The 13,781-nt window shown below is 69.2% G+C and carries 13 protein-coding genes; 9 read left to right on the top strand and 4 right to left on the bottom strand.

The features are described 5' to 3' along the window. The first annotated feature begins 242 nt into the window (after positions 1-242). The 5 genes from ACGFN2_RS18500 (at position 243) to ACGFN2_RS18480 (ending at position 6,823) form a co-directional block, all read left to right on the top strand. The gene (locus ACGFN2_RS18500) at positions 243-2,231 is read left to right on the top strand and encodes a protein-arginine deiminase family protein (RefSeq protein ID WP_393361559.1); all 1,989 of its coding nucleotides are present in this window, start codon (positions 243-245) and stop codon (positions 2,229-2,231) included. Between the two features lie 66 nt (positions 2,232-2,297). Continuing rightward, a complete protein-coding gene (locus ACGFN2_RS18495; RefSeq protein WP_393361556.1) occupies positions 2,298-3,653 on the top strand; it encodes a sensor histidine kinase in 1,356 nt (451 codons plus the stop codon). Next, positions 3,650-4,357, top strand: coding sequence for a response regulator (locus tag ACGFN2_RS18490; RefSeq protein WP_393361553.1), 708 nt, complete (start codon positions 3,650-3,652; stop codon positions 4,355-4,357). The genes ACGFN2_RS18495 and ACGFN2_RS18490 overlap by 4 nt, the downstream gene beginning before the upstream one ends. Before the next feature lie 293 nt (positions 4,358-4,650). Continuing rightward, positions 4,651-5,802 carry an ABC transporter substrate-binding protein gene (locus ACGFN2_RS18485; RefSeq protein ID WP_393361550.1) on the top strand — a complete coding sequence of 384 codons (1,152 nt, stop codon included), beginning with the start codon at positions 4,651-4,653 and terminating at the stop codon, positions 5,800-5,802. A 325-nt stretch (positions 5,803-6,127) separates the two neighbouring features. Beyond that, positions 6,128-6,823, top strand: coding sequence for an alpha/beta hydrolase (locus ACGFN2_RS18480; RefSeq protein WP_393361547.1), 696 nt, complete (start codon positions 6,128-6,130; stop codon positions 6,821-6,823). A gap of 125 nt (positions 6,824-6,948) precedes the next feature. On the opposite strand, the gene ACGFN2_RS18475 is transcribed toward ACGFN2_RS18480, so the two are convergent. Further along, positions 6,949-7,275: a DUF4190 domain-containing protein gene (locus tag ACGFN2_RS18475; RefSeq protein ID WP_393361544.1), complete on the bottom strand. Its 327-nt coding sequence runs from the start codon at positions 7,273-7,275 to the stop codon at positions 6,949-6,951. A 516-nt stretch (positions 7,276-7,791) separates the two neighbouring features. On the opposite strand from ACGFN2_RS18475, the gene ACGFN2_RS18470 reads away from it, so the two are divergent. Then, the gene (locus ACGFN2_RS18470; RefSeq protein ID WP_393361541.1) at positions 7,792-8,211 is read left to right on the top strand and encodes a hypothetical protein; all 420 of its coding nucleotides are present in this window, start codon (positions 7,792-7,794) and stop codon (positions 8,209-8,211) included. A 248-nt stretch (positions 8,212-8,459) separates the two neighbouring features. Then, a complete protein-coding gene (locus tag ACGFN2_RS18465) occupies positions 8,460-9,125 on the top strand; it encodes a histidine phosphatase family protein (protein WP_393361538.1) in 666 nt (221 codons plus the stop codon). 168 nt (positions 9,126-9,293) lie between these two features. On the opposite strand, the gene ACGFN2_RS18460 is transcribed toward ACGFN2_RS18465, so the two are convergent. After that, on the bottom strand, positions 9,294-9,515 hold the full coding sequence (locus ACGFN2_RS18460; protein WP_362614753.1) for a hypothetical protein: 222 nt from the start codon (positions 9,513-9,515) through the stop codon (positions 9,294-9,296). 203 nt (positions 9,516-9,718) lie between these two features. Next, entirely contained in the window at positions 9,719-10,426 is a 708-nt protein-coding gene (locus ACGFN2_RS18455; protein WP_393361535.1) for an NUDIX domain-containing protein, read from the bottom strand. A 358-nt stretch (positions 10,427-10,784) separates the two neighbouring features. On the opposite strand from ACGFN2_RS18455, the gene ACGFN2_RS18450 reads away from it, so the two are divergent. Next, entirely contained in the window at positions 10,785-11,429 is a 645-nt protein-coding gene (locus tag ACGFN2_RS18450) for a LysE family translocator (RefSeq protein ID WP_362614755.1), read from the top strand. A gap of 452 nt (positions 11,430-11,881) precedes the next feature. Next, positions 11,882-12,784, top strand: a complete 903-nt coding sequence (locus ACGFN2_RS18445) for an aminoglycoside phosphotransferase family protein (protein WP_362614756.1) — start codon at positions 11,882-11,884, stop codon at positions 12,782-12,784. Positions 12,785-12,976: 192 nt separating this feature from the next. Here the strand turns inward: ACGFN2_RS18445 and ACGFN2_RS18440 are convergent, their stop codons facing one another. Then, positions 12,977-13,765, bottom strand: coding sequence for an amidohydrolase family protein (locus tag ACGFN2_RS18440; RefSeq protein WP_362614759.1), 789 nt, complete (start codon positions 13,763-13,765; stop codon positions 12,977-12,979). Positions 13,766-13,781 lie beyond the last annotated feature (16 nt).

The following is a 13,781-nucleotide window of genomic DNA, read 5'->3' as shown; positions in this document are numbered from 1 at the left end:
CGTGCTGCCTTGCTGACGCGGCCGGGACAGGCGCTGGAGGTGCGATGTCCGGCCGGGCCCGGCGGCATCGTACGTGCGCGAGGCAGGTCGGGAGCCGAGGAGGTGACGAGCACCTGCGTCGGGGCGGTGGGCCGCTCCTTCGCGCGGGGACCACCGAAAGGATGAGACGGCCGCCGTCTCACAGGAAGGGGCCCACCGTCCGGTGGATGTCCGGCGGCCCGCCCGTCACGGAGGGTGAGGCCATGGACGACGACACCTCCGTGCCCACCTCCGCCACCCGCTCCGCACCTTGGCCGGGAACGATTCCCCGCTGGGGGCGCCGTTGCGGTCGCCTGAGAGCGGGCGCGCTCGGAGCGGCCCTGCTCACGGTCGCGGCGGGGACACTCCTGGGCTGTACCGCGCACGCGGCGCCGCCCGGGCCGGCACTCCGGGTGGACACGAACCGGGACGGCGAGATCACCCCGGCCGACGACCTCGGCAAGGGCACGTGGACCCGCGGCCGTGGCGCGCTGATGCTGCCCAATGTGGACGATGACCAGCGGCGCTGCCCTACCGCCGGCCCCGCGGGCGCGCGGCTGCACGACGACCGCCTCGCCGCCTGCCACGATGCCGCGGACACCGTCGTCAACGGACCGGCCGACCTCGCCGACCTCGCCCCCGCGCAGATCGCCGCCGACCCGCGGGCCGCGGCGGGAACCACCGCCACCGTCACCGCGGACCCCGCTTCCCGGGACCACGTCGGGATCTTCGCCGAGCGTCACGGCCGTATGGTCCGGCTGGGGCCCGACGACCCGCTGACCACCCGTGAGCTGCGCCATGGTGTCCGTCTGGGGATCGAGGCGCGGGACTTCGTGCGCGATCCGAAGAAGTGGAACGGCTTCGCCGACCTCGTGCTGAGGGTCGACCGTCGCGGCCACACCGCCGAGGACCGGGTGCGGCTCCGCGTCGCGCCCCTGGTGTTCGAGCACGATCTGATGCCGATGCGACGCATGATGACGGCCGATCACACCACCGAGCCCGCCGAGGTGGAGCGCGGCAGGCGCTACGACACCTCCGCGCAGCCACGGCCCGTACGGCCCGGAGAAGCCGTGTTCCGCCACGACCTGCGGCGTGGCCTCGACCGGGCAGGACTGACCGCCCCCCTGTACAACTACCCCACGGGCGACGACGTCTGGATGCAGGACCTGTTCAAGACCGCCTATGCCTCCATACCCGCTCCCGGCGGCCGGGAGCACCGCGTCACCGTGCTCCTCCGTTCCGCGGATGTCATGCCGGGCACGGCGACGCGCGCGTTCCCGCTGCGGGACGCCTCGCGCAGTGCGTTCCCGCTGCTCCGTGGCCCTGGCACGGGAGTGCTCCAGCAGTACAATCCCCGACGCGTCGGCAGCAAGGACAGCCAGTACTACGGCTCCTTCAGCTCGACCGGGAATTTCGGCACCCTCCCGCCCTACACCTGGCGTGGCCACCGCTATCCGGTCGGGCGGATCATCTATGGCGGGAACGGTGGCAAGGAGTCCCCGGACACCTCCTTCCTCCGGATGCTCTCCGCCCAGGGTTACCAGCGGCCGATCGCACTGGACACCAGTTGGCTGGGGGTCGGCCACATCGACGAGTTCCTGTCCTTCGTCCCGGCACGGAACACCCGGGGCTGGGTTGCCGTCGTCTCGGACCCCGACCTCGGCCGGAAGCTGCTGAGCGATCTCGTCCAGCACGGTCAGGGCGGCCGACCGCTGGTCCGTGGCATCGCCCCCAAAGACACCGCGGACCCCGGACTGACCGTCGTCGCCGCCCTGCGCACGCCGTCCCTCACCCGGGGCACCGAGGTCGCCCGGCGCGGCATCGACGCCGCCCTGCGCACCCTGCGCGTCCGGGCCGGGCTGACGGAGCAGGACATCGTGCGCGTCCCTGCCCTGTTCCACGTGATCGATCTGCCTGCCGGGTACCCGCGGCACGACGTGGTCGCCAACTACCTGCCTGGCGCGTCCAATGGAGTCAGCACCGGAACCGGGGTCTACCTGGCGCCGCGCCAGCACGCCCCGGCAGCGGGCGGCCGGGACGTCTTCGAGCGGGCCGCCGAGCAGGTCCTGCGACGGACCGGCACCCGGATCGAGTGGGTGGAGGACTGGGACTACGCGCACCACCTCGGCACCGTCGGCGGCGAAGTGCACTGCGCGACCAACGCACTGCGAAGCCACGCCGGCACCCGCCCGTGGTGGAACGAGCGGGACTGAGCGGGACTGAGCCCGGATGCAGGCCGCCGCCGGGCCCAACTGCCGTGTCTCATAAGGTCGGCACTCATGAGCGACCCCTACATGTCCGGCATACGCGTCCTCAGCGGCTTATTGTTCCTCGGCATGGCCGGCGCTGCCTGGGTGACCGGGCCTGCCGCGGGCGGGGTGATCGTCGCCGTGGGCCTGCTGGTGGCCGCTGCGGCACTGGCGACAGTGGCCCGGCTGCCACAACGGCTGTCGGCCCGTCGGTGCACGGGCCTCGTCGCTGGCACGGCCTCGGTGACGGTGACGGCCTGCTTTCGGGGACCGGTATCCAACGTCACGGGCTGGTGGTGGGTCCTGGAGACGCTCGCACTGCTCACCCTCCTGGTGCCGACGGTGCGCCGGACGAAGGGGAGGGGCCGGGCGATCGTCCTCGCCTCCGTGCAGGTGACCGCGATCGCGGCGCTGCCGATGCGGATCGGCCCGTATCTGGACCCGCCCGCTGATACGGCGGAGACCGGGGTGCTGTGCCTGATCTGGTCCCTGCTGGCGGCGGGTGCCGCCGCGTCCGGCTGCTATCTGCGCGGCCTGGACTCCACGCGGCGCCGGGCCCTCGCGGCACAGCGTCGCGCACAGCGCCTCGAAGTCGCGCGTGACCTGCATGACTTCGCGTCACACGACGTCATGGGGGTGGTGGTCCTGGCACAGGCGGCGCGGTTCCTGGCACAGGAAGACCCTGTGCGGGCAGTGGAGTTGCTGCCGAGGATCGAAGAAGCGGGCATGCAGGCACTGGCTGCGATGGACCGCACGGTGTGGACACTCAACGGGGAGGGAGGCGGCGAAGGTGACGGCGAAGGTGACGGAGAGGTCGGAAGCGGGGAGCGAGACGGGGAGGCTGGAAGCCGGGGACGAGACGGAGACGGCGACGGGGGCGGAGGGCGGCGCGATCTTTCCGAACTTCCGGAGCTTGTCGCACGGTTCACCCGCACCGGAACGGTCCTGGCCCGTCTCGACGTGACCGCCGGTGCGCTGGACGAGCTGCCTGCACAGATCAGCGCCACCGGCTACCGGATCGTGGTGGAATCCCTCACCAACGTGCGCCGCCATGCCCCCATGGCAGCCGCCGTCGACGTCGCCGCCCGACGGGTGCCGTACCGGGACGGCGTCGCGCTGCGTCTCACCGTCACCGACTCGGACGGTGCCGGGACCGCCGCCCGTACCTCACCGCTTCCGGACCGCGCGTGGAGCGGCGGAGGACTGGCCGGTCTCGCCGACCGGGCCGAAGCCCTCGGCGGCTCCCTGGCCGCCGGGCCGCACGGGACCGCCGGATGGCAGGTGGCGGCCACCCTGCCGTTACCCTGCGGCGCGCTGCCGACGGCGGTTCGGCACGGCCGGACGAGCCTCGCCCGGCACACCGCACACGAGGAGACCGTCGCGTGACCGCTCCCGGCATCATTCGAATCCTCCTGGCGGACGACCAGGCGAGCATCCGCAGCGGCTTCCGCCTCGTCCTGGACGCCCAACCCGACATGGCCGTCATCGCCGAGGCGGCCGACGGTGTCGCCGCGCTCGACGCCGCCCGGCGCCTCCGTCCCGATGTGGTGCTCGCGGACATCCGGATGCCGCACCTCGACGGCCTGGAACTGACCCGGCGGCTAGCCGGGCCCGACGCGGATGATCCGCAGGCCCGGGTCATCGTGGTCACCACCTTCGACCTTGACGCCTACGTGCACAGCGCACTCCGTGACGGCGCCTCGGGCTTCCTGCTGAAGCGGTCCGGACCGACGTTGCTGGTCGAGGCCGTGCGCGCGGCGATGTCCGGCGACGCGCTCATCAGCCCGCAGATCACCGCGCGCATGCTGCACCGTCTCGCCCCGCCGGCCGCCCGGACGGGGCGCCCGTCCGCCGAGGCGCTGACCCCGCGCGAGGAGGAGGTCGCGGGGCTGGTCGCCGGGGGGCTGTCGAATACGGAGATAGGCCAGGAACTGTTCATCTCCCTCGCCACCGTCAAGTCCCACCTGGCCAACCTCCAGCGCAAGCTGCAGGTCCGCAACCGTGTGGGCATCGCCGCCTGGGCATGGCAGTCCGGCCTGGCCACGACGGACCAGGTGCAGGGCCCTTCCACAAAGTCGCTGGACCGTTGAACCGGCGCACGCCCTGCCGTGGTCCGATCAGCCCCTCGACAGCTCTCTCAAGCCGAGGGGCGTGCTGTGTGCGGGGGCGCGGCCGGCGTGGATGAGACGGCGTGACACGTCCTCGTGTGTCACAGATGTGCAGGAATGGTCGTCAAGAGTTTTGAAGATGTTACGCACCGGACAGTGACAGCGTGCCTACTATGGCGAACTTGTTCAGACGAGTTATTCGCACAAGTTCTCACCCCCCCACGCGAATCCCCTTGTGTCCCCTGTGCCCCCTTGTGTACCCCTCTGGAGAGACCGTGACCGAGACCCTGCCGAGAGCCGCTGCCCTTACCGGCGGCCTCGTCGCCGCCACACTCGTCCTCAGCGCCTGTGGCGCGGGCCCCGACGCGTCGACCAACGCCGACGGAGAGAGCGCGGCCACCGCGATCACGGCCAAGGACTTCGGGGGCATGGACGCGCTCATCAAGGCAGCGAAAGCGGAAGGCACACTGCACGCCATCGCGCTCCCCCGCGACTGGGCCAATTACGGCGCGCTGATCGACGGCTTCGAGAAGAAGTACGGCATCAAGGTCGAGGTGGAGAACCCGAACGGCGCCAGCCAGGACGAGATCAACGCCGTCACCTCCCGCAAGGGCAAGGACCGGGCGCCCGACGTCCTCGACCTCGGCAGCTCCTTCGCGTACAGCGCGGCCCAGGACGATCTGCTCGCGCAGTACATGGTCACCGATTTCATCGACATCCCCGATGGCCAGAAGGACACGATGAGCCGCTGGTACCACGGCTACGGCGGCTATGTCTCCATCGGCTGCGATGCCAAGCGCGTGGAGAACTGTCCCACCACCATCAAGGATCTCCTCAAGCCGGAGTACAAGGGGCTGATCGCGCTCAACGGCGACCCCACCAAGTCGGGTTCGGCCTTCGCCAGTGTGTACGCGGCCGCCCTCGCCAACGGTGGCTCCTTCGACTACATCCAGCCCGGCATCGACTTCTTCGCCAAGCTCAAGAAGGACGGCAACTACACGCCCGTCCAGGCCACCTCGGCCACCATCACGAAGGGCAAGACGCCGATCGTCCTCGACTGGGACTACCTCAACGCCAGGTACACCGACGAGTTCAAGAGGAAGGGACTCGACTGGCAGGTCACGGTCCCGAAGGACGGCAAGTTCTCGCAGTACTACTCGCAGGCCATCAACAAGGAGGCCCCGCACCCGGCGGCCGCCCGACTGTGGCAGGAGTACCTCTACAGCGCCGAGGGCCAGAACCTCTGGCTCAAGGGCTACGCCCGCCCGGCCCTGATGGCCGCCATGGAGAAGAACGGCACGCTCGACAAGACCGCGGCCGCCAAGCTGCCGAAGGTCTCCGGCACGCCGAGAATCCCGAGCGAGTCGCAGCTGGGCCACGCCAAGGACGACATCGCCCAGAGCTGGGGCAAGATCGTCTCCAGGTAACCGCCACTCTCGCCCAGGGCCGACGCGGTGCCCGCCGTTCCTTCGAAACGGCGGGGCCGCGCGGCCGGCTGGCACTTCGCGAACCTGGGCGGTGTCGTGCTGGCCTTGCGAACCGGCCCGGGACCGGCCCGGCCGCCGTCAGCGCGGCAAGTCGGACCCGCTCGCTGCTCAGAACGCGGCCCGGCGACCGGCACACCAACACCGGCCTGCACCGCATCGTGCAATGCCTCCCACCGGCACGCAGCGAGCACCAGTGTTCCGTCTTGCGCTACAGGGCTGCTGGTAGCTTCCAGCGAAAGGACGCACCGCTAAGGATGATGTGGCGATGAGGGTCGTGTTCGTGCATGGGGCTTGTGTGCGGGACGGGGCGTGGTGGTGGCACCGCACAGCCGAGCTGCTGGAGGAGCGGGGGGTGCTGAGCGTGGCCCCGGCGTTGCCGAGCTGCGGCGAGGCGGAGCTGCCCGCAGGCGCCGCCGGCCCGGGGCTGCCCGAGGACATCGCGGCGGTGCGGCAGGCGCTGCTGGACAGTGACGAGCCAACCGTTGTGGTCGCCCACAGCTACGGCGGCATCGTCACCGCAGAAGCCGCCGCGGGCGTCGGCACGATACGCCACCTGGTGATGGTCTCCAGCTACCTTCCCGAAGTCGGCCAGAGCCTGTCGGATTTCGGGGACGCCGACCCCGCCCCGTTCCTCGACGTCGACCCCGACACCGGCACCTTCGGGGTTCGCCCCGAGTTCCTCGTGAACACCTTCCTGCAGGACTGTGACCCCGAGGTCCAAGCACAGGCAGCCCACCATCTCGCCCGGCAGAGCGTGCAGGTGACCGGTCAGCCAGTCGGGGCGGCCGCATGGCAGCAGGTGCCCTCGACGTATCTCATCTGCACCCAGGACCGGGGCACCCCACCCCGCCTACAGCGCGAGTTCGCCCGCCGAGCCGGCAGCGTCGTCGAACTCGACACGGGCCACCACCCCTTCCTGTCCCGGCCCATCGCAGTACGGGACCTGCTGCTGAGCCTGTGACGGCAGCTGAGGACGAGCCGGGCCGGCGAGGTCGTCTCGCCCGCATCGCGCACCGAAGCCGCCCACCGGCGCCACATATGCAGGACTGACTCCAGGACCGACTCCAGGACTGACTCCCTGGCCCCTCACCGCTGTAGCGTCCACGACAGCCACACCACCAAGGTGACAGGGACCGCGAGGGCTACCGTGCCCAGCGCCACTCCAGCCCGGGCCCGGCCACGGTTGGCTCCCTCATCGCCCCGCATGCGGTACAGAACGGTGAATCCGAAAACAATCGCGCAGATCCCGAGGGGCACGGTGAGGTACACGGGGAAGTACCGGAGCCACGGCGGCAGGAAGTGGAGAAAGGGACTCCCGTACAGCGCAATGGCGGCCGAGCCCATCACCAGCGAAACCATGCCCGTTTCCGCACGCCCGGCCGGGGCTTCCTCGGGGCACTCATCGGAGTTCATGACCTGAAGCTAAGTGGCCCACACCCGATGCCGCATGGGCGTGATGACTCATAGCGGGGTGAGTACCGCATGCGGGCAACACTTCTCAGTCCGACGCCACTACGGCCGCTCATCAGCTGCCTTCGAGCGGGCTGAACGGCCTCCGGTCTGGAACAGCGGGTCTGCACCGCCGCAGGCGGCGGCGCTGAGCTCGGTGCAGCCGCGGGTGCCAACGACTACATGTCCAACCGACCGCTGGTCGCCGCCACCCCATTCCCAAGGATGACGGCGGCGTGGCTGGCGCTCCGCTCGTACACTGCGCCCTGGGGGCCAGCGTGACCTGGGGCGAGGTGCAGGGTTCGCTCCGGTTGATGAGCCCCTTCGCCTCTGAACACCTGAAGAGGCGTGCTGACCTGCACCCTTGACCGGTGCCCGAAGGGACTCAAGACACCGAATCGACGAGGCTGGTGTGAGATGAGAGAACCGGACACTCAGGGAGACCACCTGCGGGTACACACCGGCAGCGAACTTCCCAACATGTCGGGAAGCAACGACACCGGCGCCCGGTCAGCTGAGCTTCGGGCCGCGCTCGACAGCATCGGCACGATCCGTCGCCTCACCAATCGCGGCCCCGACGCGACTGCACGCCCCGCTGAGTGGGAGCGGCGTCGACTGCTGCGCACGGTGAGCCTGTTGCTGGAGGCCGAAGGCATTCCCCCCTCAGCCGCCAGTGAGGACGGCGAGCCGGTGCGGGTCGGCTATCGCACCAGCGAAGGTGACCGCCTCGGACAGGTGTTGGTGCGCTGGGTCGGGCCGCGGGGGAGCGGCGTCCGCTTCCAAGAACACGAGCACCTCCTGCGGTGCCAGACAGTGCTGCGCACCTGGGGCTTCGAGGCGCTGGAGGTCCTTGGGCCCGGCGGCCGCCGCTTCCTGGAGGTCGAGGCCGGCCCTGCGTGACGGCAGCCCGGCGCGGCCGTGTGCTGCGGACCGGTTCCCACTTCGGTGTGGAGACACCAGGCGTGAGAACCGCCTCCCCATAGGCACGGGCAGGGCCAGGCCCCCAGAGTCTTGCCGCCGGCCACTCCAACTCCGTAAACGCACCAGGCCGCGGGCATCGGGCAGCCCCAGCCCTTCGTGGAACCAGCTCGCCTGGAGCGGCGTCCCTCCACGAATCCGCAAAATCTACTTCACTGAAGGACGCGCCCATGCCCGGTACGGCCGCCCGCTACCTCTATCTCACCCGTCACGGCGAGGCATCCTCGGACGAAAGCGAACTGACGGATGCAGGCCGCCAGCAGGCCACCCTGCTCGGGAAGCGGCTCCACGGGGTCCCACTGGCGGCGATTCACCACGGACCTCTCGCCCGTGCCGAACAGACCGCCCAACTGGTCGGTGAACAGCTCGACGGTGTCCCTCGCCGACGCTCCGAAGCAGCCGGCGACTACCTTCCCTACCTGCCGACACGCGAGGAACTGCCACCGGAGGCGGCCGACGCCTGGCTCAAGTTCCTGAGCCAGTTCACAGCCGAAGAACGCGATCAGGGACCCACGCTCGCGGCGGCCGCGCTCGCGGATTTCACCGGACCCGTCGTCGGCGACAAGCCACGCCATGAGCTTGTCATCACCCACAACTTCCTCGTCGGCTGGCTCATCCGAGCCGCCCTCGACGCACCGAAGTGGAGGTGGCTGGGCATCAACCACGCCAACGCGGCCCTCACCGTCATCCGCTACGCACCCGACCGCCCCCCGACGCTCCTCCTCTTCAACGACACCGGCCACCTCCCCGCCGAACTCCGCTGGACCGGCTTCCCACAGGAACTCCATGTCTTGGCTGCGTGCACCGACACCAGGGCAAAGCCAGGCCGAACGTGATGTGCAGGCGGGCGGCGGCTATGCCCCGATGCCCCATGCCCCCTACGCCATGCAGTGCTCGCACGCCGACGGAGCTCAGCCGGCCAGGGCCTTGCGGCACCGGACCGGCGGGTAGCGACTTCCCACACCTCCAGGCCCGTGGTCCAGGCTCCTGAAGGGCTATAGGGGCTATTGCTTGGCCGGTTCGGCGCCCGGCCGCTTGACGATTCGATCGTCGACCTCGATCGACTTCCAGAGTCGGCGACTGATCCGGACCTTCATGGATTCACCATCGTCAAGGCGCACTTCGACGAAGTGGTACATGTTCGAGCCGTCGAGCATTCCCCGGGATTTATGGATGACGATGCCTTCCCAGTGATCATCTCGTTCGATTTTGCGCGATGTGAACATGCCATGGAGCCTACGAGGATCGGCAGCCGACCCGGCAGGCCCTTGAGTCATGTCCTGGGGATGACATTTATCCTGCCAGGTCATCGCGGTTGGCGCGGTCAAAGGCGCGTGGCTGGCCGCCCCTGGCAGCCTCGGCTTACGGGTCGCTTCAGAAGGAGCTAACGAGGTGTGGGTCTGGCACTGCCGCGGGGCTCCAGAGCCCTTTACCAGGTGCAATCGGCGTGCAGGTCGAGGATGCTGTCGGCGAGTTCGGCCGGCGCGGTCGGCCAGCCTGTCGTGTGCCAGTGAGCGATGCGCCAAGCCAGTCGCCGCGGCCAAACCGGGGTAGCAGGCAGCCGGTCAATCGGAACCCATGCTGGCGTGCCGCCATGGTTGTCGAGTTCTTCGCGGGCGCCGATCTCGCCTTCGGCGTGCAGGAGGAAGTAGTGCTCTCGGCGATTGTCCTTCCAGACGCGGGCTACCTCCTTGATCACGCTTCCAGTCAGGCCAGACTCCTCTCGCAGCTCTCTGACCGCCGCTGAGTGCAGCGTCTCCCCGGTCTCGACTCCGCCGCCGGGGATCTCGTAAAACGGTTGTCCGTCCTCATCGAAGCCGATGAGTAACATCTGCCCGTCGCGAATGACGACGGCGCCGGCCCTGACTCGCACCGGATCAGCTGCGGTCGGATCGTCCCAGATTGCAGCTGCCTCCACCGGACCGCCCGTCGCCCAGTTCCGAAGCACCCTTTCAGCAGTTCCGACGGGCCGGATTCGCGCGTGCAGCGCCTCGGCCAGGGAAAGAGAGCAGTGCGCGATATCTGCCTCCTGGCCATGGTGCGGGAAATGGTAAGACTCACCCCCATGAGGGTCCTTCACCAGGAGGAGGCCCGCATCGTCAATCTGCACGCTTGCCATCATGGGTTCGTCAACCATCCGTGAAGATTAGCGGCCCCTTCAGAGGGCTATGGAGGCAGCAAAGACAGATGATGCTGCTGCGGGCAGGCAAGATCCAGCAGATTCTGGAAGAGATCTGCTCGGACTCAATTTTCGCTGACCAGGTCGGCCAGCGTCTTCGCGTCGTCGCCATCAGTACCGGAAGAGATCCAGAGCCTCGTCAATCGCCTTGACCTCCAGGTGCCTCATCACCGTCGGCAGCACTCGCCCTGCGCCTCGGCCCGCAGGCTCGCGGCCTTGCATATCAGCCATATCAGCATGTGGGTGAGCCTGGAGCCGGGAATCCATCCTCTGTTTGAATGAGCCCTCAGCAGCCATTCCAGGAGGTGACGGACACATGGTGTCCACGGAGAGCGTCCTCGCGTTCGCGGCGATGTCGCTACTGGTGATTGTGATTCCGGGGCCGAGCGTGCTGTTCGTGATCGGCAGGGCTCTCGCGCACGGCCGCCGTACCGCGCTCGCGACGGTCCTGGGCAACCTGATCGGCTCGTACGTCCTGGTGAGCGCCGTGGCATGGGGCCTCGGCGCGCTGGTGGAGACCTCAGCGGCGGTATTCATGGGCGTGAAGCTGGCCGGCGCGGCCTATCTCATCTACCTCGGTGTGCAGGCCTTCCGGCACCGCAAGGAGATGCGCGCGGCGGACATCGAGGCGCCCACGGGCGAGCAGCGCAGCGATCTGCGTACAGTCCTGGACGGCATTTTCGTGGGTGTCACCAACCCCAAGGGCCTCGTCTTCTTCGCGGCGGTACTGCCCCAGTTCGTGAACCACGCTGCGGGCCACGTGCCCACCCAGATGATGGTGTTGGGCCTGGTCCCGGTAGGCATCGGCATGATCACTGACACCCTCTGGGGCCTGGGCGCCTCGGCAGCCCGTTCCTGGTTCGCACGCTCGGACCGTCGCCTCTCCATGGTCGGCGGGGCGGGCGGCTTCGCGATGATCGGCCTGGGCGTGACCGTGGCAGCGACGGGCAGGGCGGACTAGGACCTGTCCAAGGCGCACGCCGGGCAGCGGGATCATATGGCGAGGCCACGATGAAGGCGTATGTGGGCCGGATCGATCCTGGCAAAGCTGGACTGCGAGAACCACGCGCAGGCCGCGCTCCTGGCACGAGACCCCGGCCGGGGAACTGAGCCCATTTCCTGATGGCTCCCACATCTCCTCGGAGCGGCGCTGTACCCGTCGCCCAAGCCGCCACCGCTCCGGCGCCGTTCACGGAAGTACCGGCGGCCCGCCATGACGTTCCACTCGCCTGCGCCGACGCCACCAGAGGTGAGTGCGGCACAGTCGCACCGCCCGGTGGGCGAGTCCGCTGCATCGTCCACAACTCAACGTGCCCGGTGTGCATCGGCGCCGCCGACTCCTAACGGCGTCCGAGGGAGACCGCCCTCCGGAGAGCGAGAGCCGCTTCACCTGCCCCAGTACTGTGGCCTGGTATGACCGACTCCGAGATCGAGATCACCGCAGACCTGGTCCACGACCTGCTGCAGGAGCAGCATCCGGACCTTGCAGGGCTGGCCATCCGTGAGGTAGCGGGTGGATGGGACAACCAACAGTGGCGCCTTGGCGACGAGTTGGCCGTGCGCATGCCGCGTTCAGAACGTGCCCCGGAACTCCAACGCAAAGAGCGCCGATGGCTGCCCGTCCTGGCCCCGCGCCTGCCGCTCCCGGTCCCGAGCCCTGTGCGGATCGGTGAAGCGTCCGCACGCTTCCCGAGGCCCTGGAGCATCATGACGTGGGTTCCCGGTGAGCCGCTGGACCACACCTCGATCAGCCGCGGCGACCACGCGGCCGACACGTTGGCGGGCTTCCTCAGGGCACTCCATGTGGAGGCGCCCACCGAGGCGCCGACCAGTTCCGACCGTGGCGCTCACCCCAAGAAGTACACGGACGGCTTCGACCACTTCTTTCAAGCCGTTGCCCCCGACGGCATTGCCGACGCGGTCCGGGCCGTCTGGGGTGATGCCGTCGCGGCCCCCGAGTGGGAGGGCCCGCCGGTATGGGTGCACGGTGACCTTCATCCCGCGAATGTCGTCGTCTCGGACGGCACGCTGTCGGGCGTGATCGACTTCGGTGACATGTTCGCCGGCGATCCGGCGTGGGACCTCGCGGCCGCATGGGTGGTCCTTCCCGCAGGCGCCGCCTCTCGATTCTTCGACAGGTACGCGCATGCGGACGAGGCGACGATCCGGCGCGCCCGCGGGCTGGCTGCGCTGAAAAGCCTGTTCCTCATGCTGATGGGCCAGAACGGGGATCGGGGCCTTCCTGGCGGCAAGCCGGCATGGGGACCCGCAGGCCAGGCGGCGCTCGATCGTGTTCTGAGAGGGGATTTGACGTAGACACGGAGCGACGGGCCTCAGAAGCCCACCTGACTCCCATCCGTTCGGTGTCGCCGGGGTGTGCTGTGGTGTCGGGTGGGGTGGGCGCCCGGCCCGGACGGCGAGGTGTGACGGGTAGCCGGCGGCGACCCTACGGTTCGCCGCCCGGAGCGCTCCATCTGTCGGGTCGCACCTGGTGACGTCGGGTGTGCCTCACCTGAGCCCGGCCAATTCGGCGATCGTCCCGCCGAGTACCCGGTCGCGTACCTCGCCCGGGCTGGTGACGCGCTCCACCATCGCGCGGGTGAGGACCGGGTCGCCGTACGGGGCGTCCGAGCCGAACAGGGTCCGGTCCGGGATCTCCTTGATGGCGAGCCGGACCGCGAAGATGATGTTGGCCGTGGACAGCTCCAGGTACATGTTCGGAGTGTCCCGCACCAGCTCGACAGCCTCCATCCAGTTCAGTCCTCCGAGCTGGCTGATCACCAGCGGAACCGTCGGATAGCGGCCGGCGAGAGCCGACAGCGTCTTGAGATCGTCCGCCGTGGTCGGGGCGAATCCGTGCACAACCACGGGTAGCCGACCGTGATCGGACGCGGCCTGGAGCACTGGTTCGACTATCCCTGCCCGTCCCGGCGGCGGCGTCAGTTCACCGATCCCGTGCAGCCCGCGCCCGACGACCTCGCGTTCCACGGTCGCGGCGATCTGCTCCGGCTCCAGGTCCAGCGGCACGGACAGGAAGCCGATGAACCGCTCCGGCCGCGCGGCGAGTGCGGCGTCCAACTCCGCCCACGCACGGCGATGCCCCTCGACCGTGCCGGCCCGGCCCCCGATGGCCTCGTCCAGGACCGCCATTTCCCGGCGCAACGAGGCAAGGTCACCGGCCCGTTCCGGGTGCGGACGGGTGGCGAAGAGCACGGCCCGGTCCACCCCCGCCTCATCCAACAGCCCCACATGAGCGTCGACGGGGTCGTGGACATGGCTGTGTGCATCGATGATCAATGGTTCACCGTCCTTA

Origin of the sequence: Streptomyces sp. NPDC048612 (genome assembly GCF_043199295.1) — a bacterium.
GTDB lineage: Bacteria > Actinomycetota > Actinomycetes > Streptomycetales > Streptomycetaceae > Streptomyces.
This window is presented reverse-complemented; position numbering and strand designations above follow the sequence as displayed.

What these genes read in the sequence shown, in the direction of transcription:
- ACGFN2_RS18480 (WP_393361547.1), top strand. Translation starts at nt 6,128, where the DNA reads ATGAGGGTCGTGTTCGTGCATGGGGCTTGTGTGCGGGACGGGGCGTGG.
- ACGFN2_RS18475 (WP_393361544.1), bottom strand. Translation starts at nt 7,275, where the DNA reads ATGAACTCCGATGAGTGCCCCGAGGAAGCCCCGGCCGGGCGTGCGGAA.
- ACGFN2_RS18495 (WP_393361556.1), top strand. Translation starts at nt 2,298, where the DNA reads ATGAGCGACCCCTACATGTCCGGCATACGCGTCCTCAGCGGCTTATTG.
- ACGFN2_RS18465 (WP_393361538.1), top strand. Translation starts at nt 8,460, where the DNA reads ATGCCCGGTACGGCCGCCCGCTACCTCTATCTCACCCGTCACGGCGAG.
- ACGFN2_RS18455 (WP_393361535.1), bottom strand. Translation starts at nt 10,426, where the DNA reads ATGGTTGACGAACCCATGATGGCAAGCGTGCAGATTGACGATGCGGGC.
- ACGFN2_RS18470 (WP_393361541.1), top strand. Translation starts at nt 7,792, where the DNA reads ATGTCGGGAAGCAACGACACCGGCGCCCGGTCAGCTGAGCTTCGGGCC.
- ACGFN2_RS18500 (WP_393361559.1), top strand. Translation starts at nt 243, where the DNA reads ATGGACGACGACACCTCCGTGCCCACCTCCGCCACCCGCTCCGCACCT.
- ACGFN2_RS18460 (WP_362614753.1), bottom strand. Translation starts at nt 9,515, where the DNA reads ATGTTCACATCGCGCAAAATCGAACGAGATGATCACTGGGAAGGCATC.
- ACGFN2_RS18450 (WP_362614755.1), top strand. Translation starts at nt 10,785, where the DNA reads ATGGTGTCCACGGAGAGCGTCCTCGCGTTCGCGGCGATGTCGCTACTG.
- ACGFN2_RS18445 (WP_362614756.1), top strand. Translation starts at nt 11,882, where the DNA reads ATGACCGACTCCGAGATCGAGATCACCGCAGACCTGGTCCACGACCTG.